The sequence below is a fragment of the Bradyrhizobium barranii subsp. barranii genome (assembly GCF_017565645.3).
In the GTDB taxonomy this organism is placed as follows: domain Bacteria; phylum Pseudomonadota; class Alphaproteobacteria; order Rhizobiales; family Xanthobacteraceae; genus Bradyrhizobium; species Bradyrhizobium barranii.
The window spans coordinates 3,233,592-3,253,610 of sequence record NZ_CP086136.1; the positions used below are offsets into that span (position 1 = coordinate 3,233,592).

Genomic DNA, 20,019 nt, shown 5'->3' on the forward strand with positions numbered 1-20,019 from the left:
TGGAATTGCATGCCGCCGGGCGGCACGGCGCACAATTAAGCGGGCGTATCGCGGAACCGTTCTGCCGAGCTTGCGTTTGTTGCGGGGGCTTTTCCGCGCTAGGCTCTCGCCTGGGGTTTCCCAATCGCCAGTGGCTTGCCGATGAATCTGCTCGATCCAAAAGGGCCGGTGGCTGCCGCCAACAGCACCATCCTGGTCGATTCCGTCTTCATCATGCTCGTGATCGTGGTGCCGACCATTTTCGCGATTTTGGCCTTTGCGTTCTGGTTTCGCGCGTCCAATCCGAGAGCACGTTACCAGCCTGACTTCGTCTATTCCGGCCGCGTCGAGATGGTGGTGTGGGCGATCCCCGCGCTCACCGTGATCCTGCTCGGAGGCGTCGCCTGGATCGGCTCGCACCAACTCGATCCCGCCGCGCCCGTGCCGGGCACCGGCAGTCCGGTCCGCATCCAGGCGGTCTCGCTCGACTGGAAATGGCTCTTCATCTATCCGGACCAGCGCATCGCCACCGTCAACACGCTGACGGTGCCGGCCGGTGCCGAGCTGAATTTCCAGCTGACGTCGTCGAGCGTGATGAACGTGTTCTTCATCCCGCAGCTCGGCAGCATGATCTACACCATGAACGGCATGGTGACGAAGCTGAACCTGCGCGCCGACAATGAGGGCAAGTTGCAGGGTCTGTCGGCGCATTTCTCCGGCGACGGCTTTCCCGACATGATGTTCGACGTCAACGTGATCTCGCCGCTCGCGTTCCCGGATTGGGTCGCGACCACGGCGAAGACCGATGCCGTGCTGAACGAGGAGAGCTACACGAAGCTGATGCAGCAGGGCATCGAGAAGAACAGGCTGACCTTTCGCCTGGACGATCCCCGTCTGTTCGACCTGATCGCAACCCAGCACATTCCGCCAGGGCCCGGCCCGGAGCTGCTCTCCGATGCCGGCAGGCCGCACAGTGGAGGCCACGATGCTCGGTAAGCTCGATTGGTCGGCGATTCCGTTCGACCAGCCGATACCCCTCGTCGCGGGTGCCGTGGTGCTGGTCGCGATCCTCGGCGTGCTGATCTGGGTCGTCGTGAAAGGGCATTTGCCGTATCTCTGGCACGAATGGATCACCAGCGTCGATCACAAGCGCATCGGCGTGATGTACATCCTGCTCGCTTCGGTCATGCTGCTGCGCGGCGGCAGCGACGCCATCATGATGCGGCTCCAGCAGGCGGTCGCCTACCAGTCACAAGGCTATCTCCCGCCGGAGCACTACAACCAGATCTTCTCGGCGCACGGCACCATCATGATCTTCTTCACGGCGATGCCGTTCGTGATCGGGCTGATGAACCTGATCGTGCCGCTTCAACTCGGCGTGCGCGACGTTGCTTTCCCGACGCTGAATTCGGTCGGCTTCTGGCTGACAGCGACCGGCGCGCTGCTGGTCAATATCTCGCTCGTGGTCGGCGAGTTCGCGCGCACCGGCTGGCTGGCTTTTCCGCCGCTGTCGGAACTGTCCTATTCGCCGGGCGTCGGCGTCGACTACTACGCCTGGTCTCTCCAGATCTCCGGCGTCGGCACCCTGGTCGCCGGCATCAATCTGGTGACCACCGTGCTGAAGCTGCGCACCAAGGGCATGAACTATCTGCGCATGCCGATGTTCTGCTGGACCACGCTGGCCTCCAACCTGCTCATCGTCGCCGCCTTTCCGATCCTCACCGCCACGCTCGCGATGCTGCTGCTCGACCGTTACCTCGGCTTCCACTTCTTCACCAATGAAGCCGGCGGCAACGTCATGATGTTCATGAACCTGATCTGGGCCTGGGGGCACCCGGAGGTCTATATCCTCGTATTGCCGGCCTTCGGCATCTTCTCCGAGGTGGTGTCGACCTTCTCGGGCAAGGCGCTGTTCGGCTACCGCTCGATGGTGCTCGCGACCATGGCGATCTGCGTCATCTCCTTCATGGTCTGGCTGCACCATTTCTTCACGATGGGCGCTGGCCCCGACGTCAACGCCATCTTCGGCATCGCCAGCATGATCATCGCGATACCGACGGGCGTGAAGATCTACAACTGGCTGTTCACGATGTATGGCGGCCGCATCCGCTTTGCGACGCCGATGCTGTGGGCGGTCGGCTTCATGGTCACCTTCATCATCGGCGGATTGACGGGCGTGCTGGTCGCCGTGCCGCCGGCCGACTTCATGCTCCACAACAGCATGTTCCTGGTGGCGCACTTCCACAACGTCATCATCGGCGGCGTGCTGTTCGGCGCCTTCGCCGGCTTCGAGTACTGGTTCCCGAAGGCGTTTGGCTTTCGTCTCGACGAGCGCTGGGGCAAGGCCGCGTTCTGGTTCACCTTCCTCGGCTTCTACGTCACCTTCATTCCGCTCTACATCGCCGGCATGCTCGGCATGACCCGGCGCATGCAGCATTACGACGTCGCGGCCTGGCGGCCATGGATGTTCGTGGCGGCCGCCGGCATGGCCGTGCTGTCGATCGGCGTGATCTGCCAGATCGTGCAGCTCGTGGTCAGCATCCGCAACCGCGAGGCCCTGCGCGACCGCACCGGCGATCCCTGGGACGGCCGCTCGCTGGAATGGGCGACCTCGTCGCCGCCGCCCGTGTTCAACTTCGCCTTCTATCCGGATGTGCGCGGCGAGGATGCTTATTGGGATCAGAAGGCCCATGCCAAGCAGCAGCAGCTCGAGCATGATCGGCCGGAGTATCAGGATATCGACATGCCCAGGAATTCACCGACCGGCTTCGTCTGCGCGTTCTTCGCCACCATCATGGGCTTCGCGCTGATCTGGCACATCTGGTGGATGGTGATTTTGGGCGGCATCGGCGCATTCGCGACCTTCGTCGTGTTCGCCTGGCGCGACCATGACGAATACATCATTCCGGCCGACGAGGTCGCTCGCATCGACCGCATCAATCTCGAGGAACGGCGCAGCCTCGTCAGCATGGCGGGAGCGCTCTGATGTCGATGACGGCGACAGCCGGCCGCGCGCATGCCGACCCCCACCACATCGGGCTCGTCGTCGAGCATCCAGGCCCGGCATCGAAGCGCATCGTGACCGCCTACGGCTTCTGGGTCTTCCTGCTCTCCGATATCGTAATGTTCTCCTGCTTCTTCGCGGCCTATGCGGTGCTGTCCGGCCAGACCGCGGGTGGCCCCAGCGGCTCGGAGATCTTCGAGCAGCGAAACGTCGCGATCGAGACGGTCTGCCTGCTGCTGTCGAGCTTCACCTGCGGCATGGCCAGCATTGCCGCCGACGTACGCAACCGGTTCTGGTTCTATCTCGGCATGACCGTGACCTGCGTGCTCGGACTGATCTTTCTCACCATCGAGTTCCGCGAGTTCGCCGACCTCGTTGCACGCGGCTATGGCCCGTCGCGCAGCGCGTTCCTGACGTCGTTCTTCTCGCTGGTGGGCTGCCACGGCCTGCACGTCTCGGCCGGCATATTGTGGCTGCTCACCATGATGGCCCAGGTCTTTGCAAAGGGCTTTCGCGCCGACGTCCTGCGCCGGATGATGTGCTTTGCGCTGTTCTGGCATGCGCTTGACATCGTCTGGGTCGGGGTCTTCTCCGTCGTCTACCTGCTTGGGAGTGCCGTATGAGCGATCAGACGCATGTGCGGACCGGACACGATCTCGCACCGGGCGAGGAAGAGCAACACAGCGTCGGCGAGCGGGTGCTCGGCTACGTCGTTGGTCTCGGCCTCGCGCTATTGCTCACGGCAACGTCATTCTTCATCGCTGGAACCGACCTGGTCTGGCAACCATCGATCCCTGTTGCTCTGATCGTGCTGGCGATCGCGCAGATGGGCGTGCACCTCGTGTTCTTCCTGCACATCACGACCGGGCCTGACAATACCAACAACGTGCTGGCGCTCGCCTTCGGCCTTCTGGTCGTCTTCCTGGTCGTCGGCGGCACCGTCTGGATCATGGGGCATCTGAACGCGAACATGCCGCCGATGGACCAGATTATGCCGATGCGGAAATAGGGCGCACAAAAAAGAAGAGCCGCTTGTTTTGACAAGCGGCCCAAGTCTAGGGAGGAAACGCCCGAGCAAAGCAATCGGACCGAAGCCGGATTGCTGCCAAGGAACGCTCGCGCAAAGCGCTTGCGTACATATTAGATGTAGCAACCACCGAGAGAGTTCAATTCCGGATCAATACTGTCTCCGGCTACCGCTCACATGCTCGTGACGGGCTTCCTCATTTCGGCCGACGGCAATTGTAGGCCTTGCGGAAGCCGGCGGCCTGCGCGTCGTCCTCCGAGCAGAACCAGCGGTCCGGCTTGGTGGTCGCGGGATAGCTCGGGCAGCCCCTCAAGTGATAGATGCCGATATTGCCGGTGACGCGTGCGCGCACGGCGAGCTTGCCCTTGATGCTGCAACTCGGCGGCATGGTCAGCTCCTCCGGAAACAGCGCCGCGCGGATTTCCTTGTCGCGGTCGGCGCGGCAGGCGGCGCCGAGCAGCGTGCCGTCCTTCTTGCCCATGCGGAATTCTTGCGGTGCAACAAAGCAGCCCTTCCAGATGCCGGCTGACGCGGTTTTGGCATCGGCCGCGGCAGCCTTGACGTTCGCCTTGATCGGCTCGCGGGCGATGCCATAGCCAAGCTTGACCAGCTGCTCGTTCAACGAGACCTTGTCGCCCTCGGCGGTGCAGATCGCCCGGTGCCGTTTGCCGAAGCTCTTTTCCGGCCCGACATCGTCACAACGCACGCTGCGTTTGTTGATCAGCTTCGCCAACTGGTCGCGGGCCTCGATGCCGCAGGTCCAGGGATCGGCGTGATCGTCGATGCAGACCTGGTCCAGCTCGGGCGCGTCGACGCCGTCGAGGCGGTAGGTGACGTCGCCGAGCTGGATCGAATTGGCGTCCCGGACGGTCGCCGCCGCCGTCAGCGCGGAGGCCGGCCCGGAAGAGGCCAGAAACCCGGAGAGAGCGAGAAACGAAACAAGCGCGAAGGCGCGGGCGGCGGCAAATGAATTCCTAAGGGACATAACGTCTCGCTATCGATTGCTCTGGCGCCTCGTTCCTAGCATCCGGAGGTCGCGATACCAATGGTCTGCGCCCTGCGAAGTGCGACATTCGCGGGCCAGCCTTTACTGACCGGCCGGTCTGCCCCTATCGTTCGGCACGATCAAAAACCTGCGTAGACCGAATCGCCCTTGAAGCGGCGAGGGCGGGAGGAAGAAAGTTCGATGAAAGACCCCGTGGACGTCCTGATCATCGGCGCCGGCGCTTCAGGTGCCGCGATCGCGTGGTCGCTGGCCGAGACCAAGATGCACATCCTCTGCCTGGAGCAGGGCGGCTGGATGAACCCGGCGGCATATCCCAGCACGGGCCGCGACTGGGAGGCCAAGTTCTACGGGGAGTGGTCGTCGAGCCCGAATGTCCGCGGCCGGCCCGAGGACTATCCGATCAACGACGACAATTCGCCGATCAAGGTCGTCAACTACAACGCGGTCGGCGGCTCGACGGTGATGTACACCGCGCACTGGCCGCGGCTGCATCCCTCCGACTTCAAGGTGAAGACGCTCGACGGTGTCGCCGACGACTGGCCGATCGACTACGACGCGCTGACGCCGTTCTTCGAAGAGAACGACCGCATCATGGGCACGTCTGGGCTATCGGGCGATCCGCTGTCGCCGCTGACGCATCCGCCGATGCCGCAGCAGCCGATGGGATTGTCCGGCGCCATCATCGGCAAGGCCATGAACAAGCTCGGCTGGCACTGGTGGCCGTCGGATACGACAGTCGCGACCACGGACTATGAGGGCCGCGCGCGTTGTATCAATCTCGGCCATTGCACGCCGGCCTGCGCCCAAGGCGCAAAATCCTCGACCGACATTACCTATTGGCCGCACGCTATCCGCGCCGGCGTCGAGCTTCGCACGCATTGCCGGGTGCGCGAGATCACCACCGACGAGAACGGCATGGCCTCGGGCGTGGTCTATTACGACAAGGACGGCGTCGAGCAGTTCCAGCCGGCGCATGTCGTCATCATCGCCTGCAATGGCGTCGGCACGCCGCGGCTGCTGCTCAACTCGGCATCCAACCGCTTCCCGCACGGTCTTGCCAATTCGTCGGGCCTCGTCGGCAAGAACCTGATGTTCCATCCCTATGCGCAGATCTATGGCTATGTGAAGGAGCCAACCGACAGCAACCGCGCGCCGCCGACCTGCCTATGGAGCAAGGAATGGTATGACACCGACCTGTCGCGCGGTTTCGTACGCGGCTACGGCGTCCAGTTCGTGCGCGGGGCAGGGCCGGTGTTCGAGGCTGTCGTGAGCGAGCAGAGGGGCATTTTGCCGTGGGGCGCGGATCATCACCGCGTCTTCCGCAAGCTCAATGGCCATCGGCTGGGATTCTCCGCGATCTGCGAGGACCTGCCGGAGGAGCACAATCGCGTCACGCTCGATCCTGTCCTGAAGGACAGCCACGGCATTCCAGCGCCGAGGATCGACTACACCATCAGCGAGAACAGCCGGAAGATGATGGAGCATGCGCTCGCGCGCGGCCGCGAGGTTCTGGAAATGGCGGGGGCGACCGACATCTGCGTCAACTCGCCGATCCCGTGGGGCGGCTGGCATCTGCTCGGCACCGCGCGGATGGGCACCGACCCCGAACGCTCCGTCGTCAACGAATGGGGCCGCACGCACGACGTGAAAAATCTCTTCATCGTCGACGGCAGCATCTTCGTCACCTCGGGCGGCGTCAATCCGACGTCCACCATCCAGGCCCTCGCGCTCTACATCGCCGACCAGATGAAGCAGCGCCTCGCAAACTTGTTCGACTGAGGCCGTCATGTCCGCAGACAATCAACTCAACCGCGCCCAATGCAACGATCTCCGCACCATCGCTGCGATGATCGTTCCCGCCAGCGATGAGTACAAGGTGCCCGGCGCCGACGATCCCGCGGTCCAGACCGACATCCTGACGACGCTGGGCCGCGACACCAAATTGGTGGCGGCGGCGCTGGACCATCTGGCGCGGCTCGCGGGGCAACCGCTCGCCGGGCTCGATGCCGCCAGGCGCGATGCGGTGGCGCAGGAGTTCCGCAGCTCCGGCGGCGCGGCTGCCGCAACGCTCGTCCGCGTCGTCCTGCAATGCTACTACCGCGACGACCGGGTGCTGCGCTCGCTCGGGCTCGAGCTGCGCGCGCCGTTCCCCAAGGGTTACGTGCTCCCGGACGGCGACTGGTCGCTGCTCGACCCGGTTAAGGCGAGGGCGGGCACGCTGCGGCGGGCGCCCTAGCCACCTTGGTAGGTCAAGTCCTGACAGCCCAGCCTTGCGCCCCAGGCGGGTCCCTTGCGCTGGCAGGAACAGGCCACCATTTGTGTGAGCCTCAAGGACTCTTGCCATGCTGGATTTTACCTCAGACATCGTCGATGACGCCGCGTCATCGCGAGCGACAGCGTCTGCCCCGGTCGACGACCGGGCCCTGCTGGACGCCTATTCCAATGCCGTGATCGACGTGACCGACCGTGTCGGTCCCGCCGTCGTGCGCGTCGAGACCGGGCCAAAGGTGCCGAACGGCCGCGAGCGCGGCGGGCTCGGCTCCGGCATCGTGATCTCGCCGGACGGGCTCGTGCTCACCAACAGCCACGTGGTCGGTTCCTCCAAGGAGATCCGGCTGCGGGACGTCGAGGGTAACGTCGGTGAGGCCCGGGTGCTCGGCGTCGATCCCGACACCGATCTGGCGCTGCTCCGCGCCAACGGCGTGCGCGACTTGCCCTATGCCGCGCTCGGCAACTCCAAGACCCTGCGGCGCGGCCAGCTCGTGATCGCGATCGGCAATCCGCTCGGCTTCGAGTCGACCGTGACCGCCGGCGTGGTTTCGGCGCTGGGGCGCTCGATCCGCTCGGTGAGCGGCCGCACGATCGAGGACGTGATCCAGACCGATGCTGCGCTCAACCCCGGCAATTCCGGCGGTCCGCTGGTGTCGTCGAATGCCGAGGTGATCGGCATCAACACCGCCATCATCAACGGTGCGCAAGGCATCTGCTTCGCGGTCGCCAGCAACACCGCGCAGTTCGTGCTGTCGGAGATCATCCGCCACGGCTATGTCCGCCGCGCCTATGTCGGCGTCGCCGGGCAGACTGCACCGGTGCCGCGGCGGCACGCGGTGCTGGCCGGTGTCGACAACAAGATGGGCGCGCTCTTGATGCAGATCGAGCCGGACGGACCGGCGGCGAAGGCGGGCCTGTTGCCCGGCGACGTCGTCATCAAGCTCGACGGCGTCGAGATCAACGGTGTCGACGATCTGATCCGCGTGCTCGACCGCGACCGGATCGACCGGCGGCTCGCCATGGACGTGCTGCGGCTCGGCCGTTTGCGGGCGATCAATATCGACCCGATCGAACGCAAGCCGGCGCGCTAGTACCCGGAATCAGAGCTGAGTGATACGGCGGCCTTTGAAACGGCGTTGACGGACCTTTTTCTTGGTCCAGACGAAGGGCTCGGCTCTGTCGTTGTATGCGTTGACGTAGGCATCGATGTGTTCCTGAAGCTGCTTGAGGCTCGTGAAGGAGGTGCCGCTGAGCGACTGCCCCTGCAAGATGGAAAACCATACTTCGACCTGATTGAGCCATGACGCACTTGTCGGCGTGAAATGAAATTGCACGTTGGGGTGGGCCTTGAGCCAGTCCTCGTTCTTTTTATGGGTGTTGAGGTTGTCGAGGATGACGTGAAGCTTGCGGTTCGGAAAAGTCGCGGTGACGCTGTTCATGAAATCGAGAAACTCGACGCGGCGCCGGCGTTTTGAATGGGTCGCGATGATCTTTCCGGTGGCGACTTCGAGCGCCGCAAACAATGTTGTGGTGCCATGCCGCTTGTAATCGTGGCTTTGGCCGGTTAAGGCGCGGCCATTGGGCAACTTCAGATAACCCTGCGCTCGCTCCAAAGCCTGGATCGAGGGCTTCTCGTCCACGCACAGCACAATGGCCTTCGCCGGCGGCGCGACATAGAGGCCGACAACATCGGCGGCTTTGGCCGTAAAGTTCGGGTCGTTGCTCTCGCACCAGGACTTGCGAGCCACCAGGTCAATCTTGTGGCTGCGCAGGAACCGCCAGACATATTGGACATCGACATCGCCCAGCGCCTCGGCCAGCAGGGGGCCGGTCCAGCGCGCAAACCCTTGCGGTGGCGGCTTATCCAGCAGCTTCAGAATCCGCTTGTCGGTCGTCTTCGTATAGATCGGCTGCTTGCCAGGCCGCGGCTTGTCTTGCAGCCCTTCAAGGCCATGGTCGGCATAGCGATGCCGCCAAAGGCTGACAATCCGCGGCTGGACCCCAACTTCCTTGGCGATCGACCGGGTGCTGCGCCCATCCGCCGCCAACAGAACTATCCGCGCCCGCTTCAAATCGCGCTGCAACGTCACCGGTGAGCGACAGCACGCCTCAAGCACCTTGCGATCTTTCCTCGAAAGGTGGACTTCTCTTGCTTCGGGTATCATCCCGACCTTGAATCACGACTCACGTTCCAAGAAAAGTGGGTACTAGCGTTGGTGCCTCCGGGCGAGGTATGACGGTGTCATGCCTCGTTCCCGGACCCTTGCCGCATGATGCCGGCGCATGAGACCTACGATGTCATCTTCGTCGGCGCTGGTGCCGGCGGCATGACGGCCGCGGCCGTTGCCGCCGCTGAAGGCTTGCGCGTGCTGGTGATCGAGAAGACGGCGTACGTCGGCGGCACCACCGCCTGGTGCGACGGCATGGTCTGGATCCCCGCCAATCCCAAGATGAAGGACGTCGGGCTGTCCGACAGCATCACGGACGCGGTCCGGTATCTGTCGAGCACGGTGCCGGAGCCTGCCAATGCCGGCTTGCGCGCTGCCTTCCTCGCGCGCGGGCCGGAGGCGGTCGCCTATCTCGAAGCCAACACGGAAGTGCGCCTCCAGCCGGTGAAAGCCTGTCCGGACTGTTATCCGGAGCGGTTGGGCGCAACGCCCGGCGGGCGCGTGCTGGAGCCGGTCGCGTTCGACGGCGCCCGGCTCGGCGCGCCTGTCGCACGGCTGCGCGCGCCGCTGCCGGAGTTCACGCTGTTCGGCGGGATGATGGTCAACCGCCTCGACATCCCGCATCTACGCCGGGCCGGAAAATCGTTGCGTTCGACCCTGCGCGCGGCGCGGCTGGTTTCCGAATATGCGTTGCAGCGGCTGCGCAACCGGCGCGGCACGACGCTGCATCTCGGCAACGCGCTCGCGGCGCGGCTCTATGCCTCGCTGCTGGCGCGGCAGGTCGAGATTCTCTTCTGCGCCGATGTCGAGGACCTGTCGATGCAGGGCGATCGCGTCGGCGGCGTTGTCATCCGCCACGGCTCCCGCGACCGCCTGATCGCCGCGCGTCGCGGCGTGGTGGTTGCGACCGGCGGCTTTTCGCACGCCGCTGTGTTGCGCAAACGCTTCTTCCCGGCCGCGGCTGGTTTCGTCTCGGCGGCCAGCACCGCTGGCACTGGCGACGGGCTCCGGCTTGCGGCCACGGCCGGTGCCGCGCTCAACACGGAGGCGACGAGTCCGGCCTATTGGGTGCCGGCCTCGCTGTTCCGCCGCGACGATGGCAGCCGAGGCGTTTTTCCGCATACGGTGACCGACCGCGCCAAGCCCGGCGTGATCGCCATCAACGCGGCCGGCCGTCGTTTCGTCAACGAGGCGCAGTCGCACCATGAGTTCGTGCTGGCGATGTTGCGCGACGGCAATGGCGAGCCGGACCGGCCGTTTTATCTCGTCTGCGACCGTCAGTTCCTGTGGAGCTATGGCCTCGGCCGCATCAAGCCGTTTACGCTCAACCTCCGGCGCTATGTGGCGGGCGGCGAGTTGCTCAAGGCTCCCGACATCGCGCAGCTCGCGGCGAAGATTGGCGTCAATCCGTCCGTGCTCACGGCGACGATCGCAGGTTACAACGTTGATGCGGAGCAGGGCCGCGATCCCGAATTCGGTCGCGGCAGCACCATCAATCAGCGCCACCTCGGCGATGCCACCCACAAGCCCAATCCCTGTGTCGCACCGATCCTCCGCGCGCCGTTCTTCGCGATGCGTATCTATCCGGCCGATCTCGGCACGGCCATCGGCATGAAGGTGGATGCCCAGGCGCGCGTGTTGCGCGAGGACGGCACGCCGGTCGCGGGGCTCTATGCGTGTGGCAATGACATGGGCTCGATCATGAATGGGAATTATCCGGGGCCGGGGATCATGCTCGGGCCGGCGCTGACGTTCGGGTATATCGCGGGGCGGCATCTGGCGGAGGGTGGTGCGGCGCGTGAGACGGCTGCCGGCGTGTCAGCTTCGGTCTAGCCACTACCTCCACCGTCATGCCCCGCGAAGGCGGGGCATCCAGTACGCCGCGGCCTATCGATTCAACCACAACCGCCTCGGAGTACTGGAACGCCCGCCTTCTGTTTAGCCCGGACAGATCACTGACGGGTGTTCGGAGACATAGCTGACACATCAACATTGGCTGGATTGGTCCGATTCGGGAGGCCGTCCATGCCTTGGAGCGAGGTGTCAGTGATGGATCAGCGTCACGAGTTTGTGCGGCTGGCTTTGCAGGAGGGCGCCAACCGGCGCGAACTGTGCCGTCGGTTCAACGTCAGTCCTGACGTCGGCTACAAGTGGCTGGCGCGCTGGCAGGCCGGCGATCGGGAGCTGGCCGACCGCTCCCGGCGCCCGCATGCGATGCCCAAGCGGAGTGAGGCTGCGGTCGAAGTAGAAGTCCTGGCTGTACGCGACAAGCATCCGGCTTGGGGAGCACGGAAGATTGCCCATTGCCTGAAGCGGGGCGGGCAGACGGTGCCTGTGCCATCAACGGTGCACCAGATCCTGTGTCGGAACGGCCGGGTCAAACCGAGTGAGAATGCGCCGCCCAATCCGGGCCACCGGTTCGAGAAGGAAGCTCCCAATCTGCTGTGGCAGATGGACTTCAAGGGCCACCTGCCGCTGGCCGACGGGACACGATGCCATCCGCTGACCATCGTCGACGATCACTCGCGCTACGTGCTGTGCCTGAAGGCATGTGCCGACGAGCAGCGTCTCACCGTGCAGAATCACCTGTCGACGACGTTCCGCTGCTATGGCCTGCCAGAGGCCTTCTACACCGACAATGGCTCACCCTGGGGCGATACGTCCGGCATTCGTTGGACCGGACTGAAGGTGTGGCTGCTCAAGCTTGGCGTCAGGGTGGTGCACGCCAGGCCATGCCACCCACAGGCCCGCGGCAAGAACGAGCGCTTCCATCGCACCCTGAAGGCCGAGGTGTTTGCAATGCGCCGCTTCCGAACTCTCCCGGAAGTCCAGCGCGCCTTCGACGCCTGGCGGCCGGTCTACAATCTGGAGCGGCCTCACCAAGGCCTCGATATGCAGGTCCCTGCCGATCGCTTCCGGCCAAGTGCTCGCCCCATGCCGGCCCGCGTTCCGAACGTCGAATACGACAGCGGCGAGATCGTGCGCAGGGTCTCATCGACAAGACCCTACATCTCCTTCAAGGGACGCTTCTGGAAAGTTCCCCAGGCCTTCGCCCGCGAACGCCTTGCCATCCGGCCACTGGTTCGTGACGGCCACTACGGAATCTTCTTCGCCAGCTGGCAGGTCGCATCGATCGACTTGACCAATGGCCAACCTGTCAGTGATGTGTCCGAACAGGTGTCAGCCATGTCTCCGGACTAAACATCAAGCCGGGCGATGACACCGAGAATGAGGCGACAGCTCCCCCGCTACTCCGCAGCCGCGGCAAAGCGGCTGTTCTCCAGCTCGGCCGCCAGCCGCGCTGTCTCGGCCGCCGCCAGCTTGATGTTGGCTTCCTTGACGTGGCCGAAGCCGCGGATCGTCTCGGGTACGCGGGCGAGCCGCGCCAGCAGCGGGATCTGCTCCGCCTTCAGCCCGGCCATCCGCTGGTCGATCATACCGAGATAATCCGCGACCAGCTTCCGCTCGGTCCGGCGCTCTTCGGTGCGGCCGAACGGGTCGAACGCGCCGCCCCGCAGGAATTTCAGCTTGGCGAGAACGCGGAAGGCGTGGACCATCCAGCCGCCGAACTCCTTCTTCTGAAGGTGTCCGGTCGTCTTGTCGCGCTGCGCGAAGATCGGCGGGGCGAGGTGGTATTTCAGCGTGAAGTCGCCGTCGAACTTCTCGGATACCTTCCTGGCAAAGCTGCCGTCGGTGTAGAGCCGCGCAACCTCGTATTCGTCCTTGTAGGCCATCAGCTTGAACAGGTTTTTCGCGACCGCCTCGGTCAGCTCGGTGGAGGCGGGCGAGACTGTGCTCTCCGCCTTGCGCACCTTGGCGACGGCTGCGAGGTAACGGTCGGCGTAGGCCTTGTCCTGATAGCCGGTCAGAAACTCCGCGCGGGTCGCGATGACGTCGTCGAGCGACTTCGTCGGCGCGGAAGCGCGGCTCTTGAACTGGAGGACGCTGCGCACCCGCGACATGTCGTGGGCGGCCAGCCGTCCCCAGGTGAAGGCGAGCTTGTTCATCTCGATCGCCGCGCCGTTGATCTCGATGGCGCGGAGCAGGGCCTCCAGCGACAGCGGGATCGCGCCCTTTTGGAAGGCGAAGCCGAGCGTGAAGGGATTGGTCGCGATGCTGTCACCCATCAGGGCCGAGGCAATGCCTGTCGCGTCGATGATGTCGAGGTTCTTGTCGCCGACGGCGTCGCGCAGCACGGTCTGCATCGTGCCCATCTCGAAGTCGAGATCGGGGTTTTGCACGAAGCTCGCGGTCGGCTGCAGGTCGGCGTTGATATAGGCCTTGGTCACGCCGCGCTCGGCACGGCTCAGCGCGGCGGGACCTGCCGAGACGATCATGTCGCAGCCGAGAATGACGTCGGCGCCGCCGGTGGTGATGCGGACCGCGGAGATATCCTCCGGCCTCTGTGCGATGCGGACATGGCTCATCACTGCGCCGTTCTTCTGCGATAGGCCGGTGAAGTCGAGCGCCGAGCAGCCGCGGCCGTCGACATGGGCCGCCATGCCGAGCAGCGCGCCGATGGTGATGACGCCGGTGCCGCCGATGCCGGTGACGAGGATGTTGTACGGCGCCTCGAGCTCGCGGGCAGGAGGCAGCGGCAGGTCGGCGAACAACTGTCCGGAGTCGACCGCCGACGTCTTCATCCGCTTCAGGCTACCGCCATGTACGGTGACGAAGCTCGGGCAAAAACCTTCGACGCAGGAAAAGTCCTTGTTGCAGTTGGACTGGTCGATCTGCCGCTTGCGGCCGAACTCGGTCTCCAGCGGCTGCACCGAGACGCAGTTGGAGGCCTGCGAGCAATCGCCGCAGCCTTCGCAGACGAGCTCGTTGATGAAGGCGCGCTTGGCGGGATCGGGATAGAGACCGCGCTTGCGGCGGCGGCGCTTCTCCGCCGCGCAGGTCTGGTCGTAGATGACGACCGTGAGGCCCTTGATGTCGCGCAGCTCGCGCTGGACGGCATCGAGCTCGCGGCGGTGATGGATGGTTGCGCCCTGCGGGAAGTAATTGCCTTCCGGATATTTCGTCGGATCGTCCGAGACGATTGCCAGCCGCTTGACTCCCTCGGCCCAGACCTGGTGCGCAATCTGCGCGACGTTGAAGGCGCCCTCGGCGGGCTGGCCGCCGGTCATCGCGACGGCGTCGTTGTAGAGGATCTTGTAGGTGATGTTGATGCCGGCCGCGGAAGCCGCGCGCAGCGCGAGCAGGCCGGAGTGGGTGTAGGTGCCGTCGCCGAGATTCTGGAAAATGTGCTTCTCGGTGGTGAAGGGTGACTGGCCGATCCAGTTCACGCCCTCGGCGCCCATATGCGAGATCAGATCGGTCCGGCGGGTCGGCATGCTCAAGGCCATGCCGTGGCAGCCAATGCCGGCCATGGCGCGGCTTCCTTCGGGCACGCGCGTCGAGGAGTTGTGCGGGCAGCCCGAGCAGAAGAACGGCGTGCGCGCGAGCTTGATCTGCGTGCTTGATGTGACGGGATTGTCGAAAGCCTCGAGCCGGGCGAGGCGCTGCTCCAGCACCGGGCTGTGATGGCCGAGCTTGCGCAAGCGCGCCACCAGCGCCCCTGCGACAATGGTCGGCGTCAGCTCGCCTTCGCTCGGCAACAGCGGCGCGCCGCGCTCATCGCGCTTGCCCGTGACGGTCGGGCGCTTCGATGCATCGATATTGTAGAGGATGCGCATCAGCTGGTCTTCGATGAAGCCGCGCTTCTCCTCGACCACGAGCACATCCTGAAGACCTTCGGCAAAACGCTTCGCGCCGCTTTCCTCCAGCGGCCAGGTCAGCGCGACCTTGTAGATGCGCAGGCCCAGGTCCTGCGCGTCCTTGTCGGTAATGCCTAAGTCAGCGAGCGCCTGGCGGAGGTCGAGATAGGCCTTGCCGGTCGCGACGATGCCGAGCCGGGCCGGCTTGGAATCGAGCACGATGCGATCGAGCTGGTTGGCGCGGGCGAAGGCCTGTACGGCGGCCATCTTCGGGCCGAACAGACGCCTCTCGGCCTCTAGCGGCGGATCGGGCCAGCGGATGTTGAGGCCGCCGGGCGGCATCTCGAAATCGTCGGGAAGCTTGATCTGGATGCGCCCGGGATCGCTGTCAATCGAGGCCGAGCTCTCCACCGTCTCGCTGATCGCCTTGAAGCCGACCCAGCAGCCGGAGAAGCGCGACAGCGCGAAGCCGTAGAGGCCGAGATCGAGATAGTCCTGGAGCGTCGCCGGATTGATCACGGGGATCAGCGCCGCCGCGAACACCTGCTCGCTCTGATGCGCCAGCGTCGAGGACTGGCAGCCATGGTCGTCGCCGGCGAGCGCAAGCACGCCGCCATTGAGCGAGGTACCGGCCGCATTCGCATGCTTGAGCGCGTCGACCGAGCGGTCGACGCCGGGGCCCTTGCCGTACCAGATGCCGAACACGCCATCGACCTTGGCGCCGGGAAACAGGCCGACCTGCTGGCTGCCCCAGACCGCGGTCGCCGCCAGATCCTCGTTGAGGCCGGGGACAAAAGCGATGTCGTGCTGCTGGAGGTGCGACTTCGCGCGCCGCAGCGCGTGGTCATACATGCCGAGCGGGGAACCGCGATAGCCCGAGATGAAGCCGCCGGTGTTGAGGCCCTGAAGCCGGTCGCGTTCGCGCTGCAACATGGGCAACCGAACCAGCGCCTGCGTGCCGGACAGGAAGATCCGCTTCGATTCGAGCCGGTATTTGTCGTCCAGCTCGACCTGCATCAGCGTCATTTCAGGAATCCTCGTCTCTCGTTCGGCGTGGGGGTTTGCGCTGCGGGAGGGATAGCGGCGGCGCGACGCGAATTGTGACAGTCAAAAGCATGGGCTAGCGAAGTCAATACGGCTAGCCGCATCCGTGGCGCTCCTGCTAGTCATGGCTTCCAGTGGAGAACGCCATGGCTGCAAACGCATTCGACACCGAGATCGCAGAAACGGCTGGAGCCCTTGTCGGGCCGTGGCGCCAGCCGCGGCAGATGCTCCACGCGCAGACTTATGACGCGCACGCCTCCATCCACGACGACGCCACCGCGCAGAAGCTCGGCTTCAAGGGCGGCACCATCGAGGGCCCGACCCATTTCAGCCAGTTCGCCCCGCTGGGCGCTCGGCTGTGGGGAGATGCCTGGTTCGAGAGCGGGTGCCTCTCTGTGCATTACCGCAACGCCTGTTTCGAAGGCGAAGAGGTGCAGGCGATCATGTTGGCATCCTCGGCTGAGCAGCAGCCCGAGTGTCAGATCCAGATGTTCAAGCGGGACCGCACCGAGGTGCTGCGCGGCACGGCCGATATAGTTGGTGCGCCGACCGCGCTCGACGTGCGCCTTCGCGAACTCAAGCCGCTCGCGGACCCCGTGATCCTCCAAGATTTGAAAGTTGGCATGAAGTGGAAGAGGCAGACGGTGCGGATGGCGTTCGACCAGAACATGGGCGACCTCTATCCGTTCTCGCTGCGGCAAAAGCTCGCCGTCATCACCGAGAACTCGCCGTATTATTCCGGAGCGGATAACCCGTGGGGCAAGGCCATCATCCCGATGGAGATGCTGAGCGTGTTGTTCCAGTACCGCTCCAAGGACGATCCGCTGCCGGCGAAGGGGCCGGCGGTCGGTCTGTTCGCTGACCAGGAGATCAGGCTGATCAAGGGACCGCTCTTCGTCGATGAGGCGTATGAAATCGAGCGCGAGGTTGTCGCGCTCTCCGGCAGCCGCCGCACCGAGAGCGCCTGGGTGAAGACCCGCCTGTTCGACAAGGCGAACACGGTGGTCGCGACCATGCTGCTCAACATGGCGACGCTGAAGGACTCCTATGCGCCGTATGAGAATGAGTATCGGCAGCTGTACGGCGCGGGGCGGTAGGCTCCGCTCGTCATTCCGGGGCGCGCGTAGCGCGAACCCGGAATCCATTTCACCTCACACATTGCGGCCCGATGGATTCTGGGCTCGACGCTTACGCGTCGCCCCGGAATGACGGCTGATGGAATGTCTCGTCCCCGCTCATCCTTTAAGCAACTGCACGTCGCAAAGCCGCCGCACAGGGAATAAGCAACCGCCTGTCGCGGACGTAAGCTTCTGACCGTACAGTGAATTCTCTCGCGGCCCGCGCTCCCCCGCTATTGTACACAATGGCACGGCGTTTGCAGAACTCCTGGCAAAGAGAGTTCTCGCGAGGGCGGGCGTCATGTTGAACTCAACCAAGCCGACACTGGGCGTCATCAGCGCCGAGCCCGAGCCGATCAGGCTCGACTGGCCTGCCACCGCGCTTCTCATCATCGACATGCAGCGGGATTTCATGGAGCCGGGCGGCTTCGGCGAGACGCTGGGCAACGATGTCAGCCAGCTCGCGCGCGCGGTGAAGCCGATCGGCGCGGTGCTGAAGGCGGCACGTGACACCGGCATGCTGGTGATCCATACGCGCGAGGGGCATTTGCCCGATCTGTCCGACGCGCCGTCGGCGAAAGTCGAGCGCGGCGCGCCGTCCTTGCGCATCGGCGATCCCGGCCCGATGGGGCGCATTCTCATTCGCGGCGAGGCCGGCCACGACATCATTCCCGAGCTTTATCCGCTCGACAGCGAAGTCGTGATCGACAAGCCCGGCAAGGGCGCGTTCTACGCCACTGAGCTCACCGACGTGCTGGAGAAATACGGCATCGAGAACTTGCTCGTATGCGGCGTCACGACTGAGGTGTGCGTCAACACCACCGTGCGCGAGGCCAATGACCGTGGCTATCGCTGCGTCGTCATCTCGGACGGCTGCGCGTCCTACTTCCCCGAGTTTCACGAGATGGGCCTGAAGATGATCAAGGCCCAGGGCGGCATCTTCGGCTGGGTCGCGGACTCAGCCGCAGTCTTGGAGGCAATGAAGACTTCGACCACACAGGGGTAGCAATGAGCACATTGACAGGGACGGCCGGCAGATCTGATCTGAACAAGTCCGAGTTCAAGCCGGCACTATGGACATCGGGCGACTGGAACGCGTTCTTCGGCTTCGGCACCAACATCCTCGTCAACATGCTGGTGCTCACGGGCCTGCTGCGCTTCGTCCTGAAGATGCCTGATAGTCTCGTGTTCGGCCGCATCCTGCCCGCGCTCGGGCTGATGATGTGCCTCTCCACCTTCTACTACGCTTACCTCGCCTATCGCCTCGCGCAGAGGACCGGCCGCAACGATGTCTGCGCACTGCCGTCGGGCGTCAGCGTGCCGCACATGTTCATCGTCACCTTCGTGATCATGCTGCCGATCACGATCAAGACCGGTGATCCGCTCAAGGGCTGGTCGGCTGGCCTCGTCTGGGTGTTCTTCCAGAGCTTCATCCTGATGATCGGCGGCTTCATCGCGCCGTTCATCCGCAGGATCACGCCGCGTGCGGCGCTGCTCGGCACGCTCGCCGGCGTCTCCATCACCTTCATCTCGATGCGTCCTGCGTTAGAGATGTACATGACGCCGCAGATCGGCCTGGTCTGCTTCGCCATCATCCTGGTGAGCTGGTTCGGCGGCGTGAAATACTGGCGCGGCATCCCTGCCGGTCTCGTCGCGATCGCGGTCGGCATGGTCATCGCCTGGGGCTCGAACCTGTTCGGGCTCGGCCTCGGTGGGTTGAGCATCGCGGGCGTCGGCGCTGCCTTTGCCAATTTCGGCTTCTCGGTGCCGATCCCGGCCGTGGGCTACGTCTTCTCCGGCTTCGAATTCCTCGGCATCATCCTGGTCACCGCCATTCCGTTCGGCATCTACGACCTCGTCGAGGCCATGGACAATGTCGAGAGTGCGGAAGCGGCCGGTGACGAATATCCGACCACGCGGGTGCTCACCGCCGACGGCGTCGTCAGCCTGATCGGCTGCCTGATGGGCAACCCCTTCATCAACGCCGTCTATATCGGTCATCCCGGCTGGAAGGCGATGGGCGGCCGCATCGGTTACTCGGCGGCGACCGGCATCATGGTGGTGGTGCTGGCCTGGTTCGGCATCATCTCGGTGCTGCTGGCGCTGGTGCCCGTCGTCGCGATCTCGCCGATCCTGCTCTATATCGGCATGCTGATCGGCGCGCAGGCATTCCAGACCACGCCGGTCAAGCACGCGCCCGCGATCGTGCTGGCGCTGACGCCGCATCTTGCCGCCTGGGCCAAGCTCCAGATCGACACCATGCTCGGCTCGACCATGATGGCGGCGACCTCTGTCGGCGGTCTTGCCGCCGACAAGGCCGACGCGGTCAAGGCCGCCGCGATCGCCGCGCTGCCACAGCAGGGCGTGTTCTATCATGGCTTGGAGGTGATGGGCGGCGGCTCCATCCTCGGCGGCCTCATCCTCGGCGCGATCGGCGTCTTCATCATCGAGCGCGACTTCGAGAAGGCCTCGGCCTTCGCGCTGGTTGGTGCCGTGCTCACTTACTTCGGCTTCATGCATGGCGAAGCCGTCGGCATCGGCGGCGGCTTCGGCGTCACGCCCGCGGTGGCGTTCGCCTACGCGGTGATGGCGGCGGGACTGTTTTCCGCCAGCAAGCTCGGCGCCACCGAGCATTATGCCACCCATCCGGAGATGCACGCCGCGCCTGCGGAGTAGGCATCGGCCAGTATTGATCGCCGCCGG

General features: G+C 64.6%; 15 protein-coding genes. 12 read left to right on the plus strand and 3 right to left on the minus strand.

Going from position 1 to position 20,019, the window contains the following annotated elements:
* Window positions 1-141: 141 nt before the first annotated feature.
* Genes J4G43_RS15580 through cyoD form a run of 4 tightly spaced genes read left to right on the plus strand, consistent with a single transcriptional unit; the run spans window position 142 to window position 3,992 of the window.
* Window positions 142-975, plus strand: coding sequence for a cytochrome ubiquinol oxidase subunit II family protein (locus J4G43_RS15580; RefSeq protein ID WP_208085333.1), 834 nt, complete (start codon window positions 142-144; stop codon window positions 973-975).
* A complete protein-coding gene (gene cyoB / locus J4G43_RS15585; RefSeq protein WP_208085335.1) occupies window positions 965-2,965 on the plus strand; it encodes a cytochrome o ubiquinol oxidase subunit I in 2,001 nt (666 codons plus the stop codon). Before J4G43_RS15580 ends, cyoB begins: the two co-directional genes overlap by 11 nt.
* Window positions 2,965-3,606: a cytochrome (ubi)quinol oxidase subunit III gene (locus tag J4G43_RS15590; protein ID WP_028150138.1), complete on the plus strand. Its 642-nt coding sequence runs from the start codon at window positions 2,965-2,967 to the stop codon at window positions 3,604-3,606. Before cyoB ends, J4G43_RS15590 begins: the two co-directional genes overlap by 1 nt.
* Complete coding sequence (gene cyoD / locus J4G43_RS15595) at window positions 3,603-3,992, plus strand: cytochrome o ubiquinol oxidase subunit IV (protein WP_028150137.1); 390 nt, start codon at window positions 3,603-3,605, stop codon at window positions 3,990-3,992. The genes J4G43_RS15590 and cyoD overlap by 4 nt, the downstream gene beginning before the upstream one ends.
* A 214-nt stretch (window positions 3,993-4,206) precedes the next feature.
* Here cyoD and J4G43_RS15600 read toward each other — a convergent pair whose 3' ends face one another.
* Window positions 4,207-4,995, minus strand: a complete 789-nt coding sequence (locus J4G43_RS15600; RefSeq protein WP_208085337.1) for a thermonuclease family protein — start codon at window positions 4,993-4,995, stop codon at window positions 4,207-4,209.
* A gap of 201 nt (window positions 4,996-5,196) precedes the next feature.
* Between J4G43_RS15600 and J4G43_RS15605 the strand changes: the two genes are divergently transcribed.
* From J4G43_RS15605 to J4G43_RS15615, 3 genes are all read left to right on the plus strand, one after another.
* Window positions 5,197-6,795, plus strand: a complete 1,599-nt coding sequence (locus tag J4G43_RS15605; RefSeq protein ID WP_208085338.1) for a GMC family oxidoreductase — start codon at window positions 5,197-5,199, stop codon at window positions 6,793-6,795.
* Between the two features lie 7 nt (window positions 6,796-6,802).
* Window positions 6,803-7,252 (plus strand): hypothetical protein, encoded by a 450-nt coding sequence (locus J4G43_RS15610; protein ID WP_208085340.1) that lies wholly within the window; start codon window positions 6,803-6,805, stop codon window positions 7,250-7,252.
* A 106-nt stretch (window positions 7,253-7,358) separates the two neighbouring features.
* Window positions 7,359-8,378 (plus strand): S1C family serine protease, encoded by a 1,020-nt coding sequence (locus J4G43_RS15615; protein ID WP_208085342.1) that lies wholly within the window; start codon window positions 7,359-7,361, stop codon window positions 8,376-8,378.
* Between the two features lie 9 nt (window positions 8,379-8,387).
* Here J4G43_RS15615 and J4G43_RS15620 read toward each other — a convergent pair whose 3' ends face one another.
* The gene (locus tag J4G43_RS15620; protein ID WP_011084514.1) at window positions 8,388-9,452 is read right to left on the minus strand and encodes an IS630-like element ISRj1 family transposase; all 1,065 of its coding nucleotides are present in this window, start codon (window positions 9,450-9,452) and stop codon (window positions 8,388-8,390) included.
* 105 nt (window positions 9,453-9,557) lie between these two features.
* Between J4G43_RS15620 and J4G43_RS15625 the strand changes: the two genes are divergently transcribed.
* Together J4G43_RS15625 and J4G43_RS15630 are read left to right on the plus strand one after the other, a co-directional pair.
* A complete protein-coding gene (locus tag J4G43_RS15625) occupies window positions 9,558-11,288 on the plus strand; it encodes an FAD-dependent oxidoreductase (protein ID WP_208085344.1) in 1,731 nt (576 codons plus the stop codon).
* Between the two features lie 192 nt (window positions 11,289-11,480).
* A complete protein-coding gene (locus J4G43_RS15630; RefSeq protein ID WP_208085346.1) occupies window positions 11,481-12,656 on the plus strand; it encodes an IS481 family transposase in 1,176 nt (391 codons plus the stop codon).
* A 47-nt stretch (window positions 12,657-12,703) separates the two neighbouring features.
* Here the strand turns inward: J4G43_RS15630 and J4G43_RS15635 are convergent, their stop codons facing one another.
* Window positions 12,704-16,180, minus strand: a complete 3,477-nt coding sequence (locus J4G43_RS15635) for an indolepyruvate ferredoxin oxidoreductase family protein (protein WP_208085348.1) — start codon at window positions 16,178-16,180, stop codon at window positions 12,704-12,706.
* Window positions 16,181-16,344: 164 nt separating this feature from the next.
* On the opposite strand from J4G43_RS15635, the gene J4G43_RS15640 reads away from it, so the two are divergent.
* The 3 genes from J4G43_RS15640 (at window position 16,345) to J4G43_RS15650 (ending at window position 19,992) form a co-directional block, all read left to right on the plus strand.
* Window positions 16,345-17,295 carry a hypothetical protein gene (locus tag J4G43_RS15640; RefSeq protein WP_208085349.1) on the plus strand — a complete coding sequence of 317 codons (951 nt, stop codon included), beginning with the start codon at window positions 16,345-16,347 and terminating at the stop codon, window positions 17,293-17,295.
* Window positions 17,296-17,617: 322 nt separating this feature from the next.
* Window positions 17,618-18,322, plus strand: coding sequence for a cysteine hydrolase family protein (locus J4G43_RS15645; protein WP_208085351.1), 705 nt, complete (start codon window positions 17,618-17,620; stop codon window positions 18,320-18,322).
* 2 nt (window positions 18,323-18,324) lie between these two features.
* Window positions 18,325-19,992, plus strand: a complete 1,668-nt coding sequence (locus J4G43_RS15650) for a regulator (RefSeq protein ID WP_208085353.1) — start codon at window positions 18,325-18,327, stop codon at window positions 19,990-19,992.
* Window positions 19,993-20,019 lie beyond the last annotated feature (27 nt).

What these genes read in the sequence shown, in the direction of transcription:
- J4G43_RS15590 (WP_028150138.1), top strand. Translation starts at nt 2,965, where the DNA reads ATGTCGATGACGGCGACAGCCGGCCGCGCGCATGCCGACCCCCACCAC.
- J4G43_RS15625 (WP_208085344.1), top strand. Translation starts at nt 9,558, where the DNA reads ATGATGCCGGCGCATGAGACCTACGATGTCATCTTCGTCGGCGCTGGT.
- J4G43_RS15635 (WP_208085348.1), bottom strand. Translation starts at nt 16,180, where the DNA reads ATGACGCTGATGCAGGTCGAGCTGGACGACAAATACCGGCTCGAATCG.
- J4G43_RS15620 (WP_011084514.1), bottom strand. Translation starts at nt 9,452, where the DNA reads ATGATACCCGAAGCAAGAGAAGTCCACCTTTCGAGGAAAGATCGCAAG.
- J4G43_RS15610 (WP_208085340.1), top strand. Translation starts at nt 6,803, where the DNA reads ATGTCCGCAGACAATCAACTCAACCGCGCCCAATGCAACGATCTCCGC.
- cyoB (WP_208085335.1), top strand. Translation starts at nt 965, where the DNA reads ATGCTCGGTAAGCTCGATTGGTCGGCGATTCCGTTCGACCAGCCGATA.
- cyoD (WP_028150137.1), top strand. Translation starts at nt 3,603, where the DNA reads ATGAGCGATCAGACGCATGTGCGGACCGGACACGATCTCGCACCGGGC.
- J4G43_RS15650 (WP_208085353.1), top strand. Translation starts at nt 18,325, where the DNA reads ATGAGCACATTGACAGGGACGGCCGGCAGATCTGATCTGAACAAGTCC.
- J4G43_RS15580 (WP_208085333.1), top strand. Translation starts at nt 142, where the DNA reads ATGAATCTGCTCGATCCAAAAGGGCCGGTGGCTGCCGCCAACAGCACC.
- J4G43_RS15645 (WP_208085351.1), top strand. Translation starts at nt 17,618, where the DNA reads ATGTTGAACTCAACCAAGCCGACACTGGGCGTCATCAGCGCCGAGCCC.
- J4G43_RS15640 (WP_208085349.1), top strand. Translation starts at nt 16,345, where the DNA reads ATGGCTGCAAACGCATTCGACACCGAGATCGCAGAAACGGCTGGAGCC.
- J4G43_RS15615 (WP_208085342.1), top strand. Translation starts at nt 7,359, where the DNA reads ATGCTGGATTTTACCTCAGACATCGTCGATGACGCCGCGTCATCGCGA.
- J4G43_RS15600 (WP_208085337.1), bottom strand. Translation starts at nt 4,995, where the DNA reads ATGTCCCTTAGGAATTCATTTGCCGCCGCCCGCGCCTTCGCGCTTGTT.
- J4G43_RS15605 (WP_208085338.1), top strand. Translation starts at nt 5,197, where the DNA reads ATGAAAGACCCCGTGGACGTCCTGATCATCGGCGCCGGCGCTTCAGGT.
- J4G43_RS15630 (WP_208085346.1), top strand. Translation starts at nt 11,481, where the DNA reads ATGCCTTGGAGCGAGGTGTCAGTGATGGATCAGCGTCACGAGTTTGTG.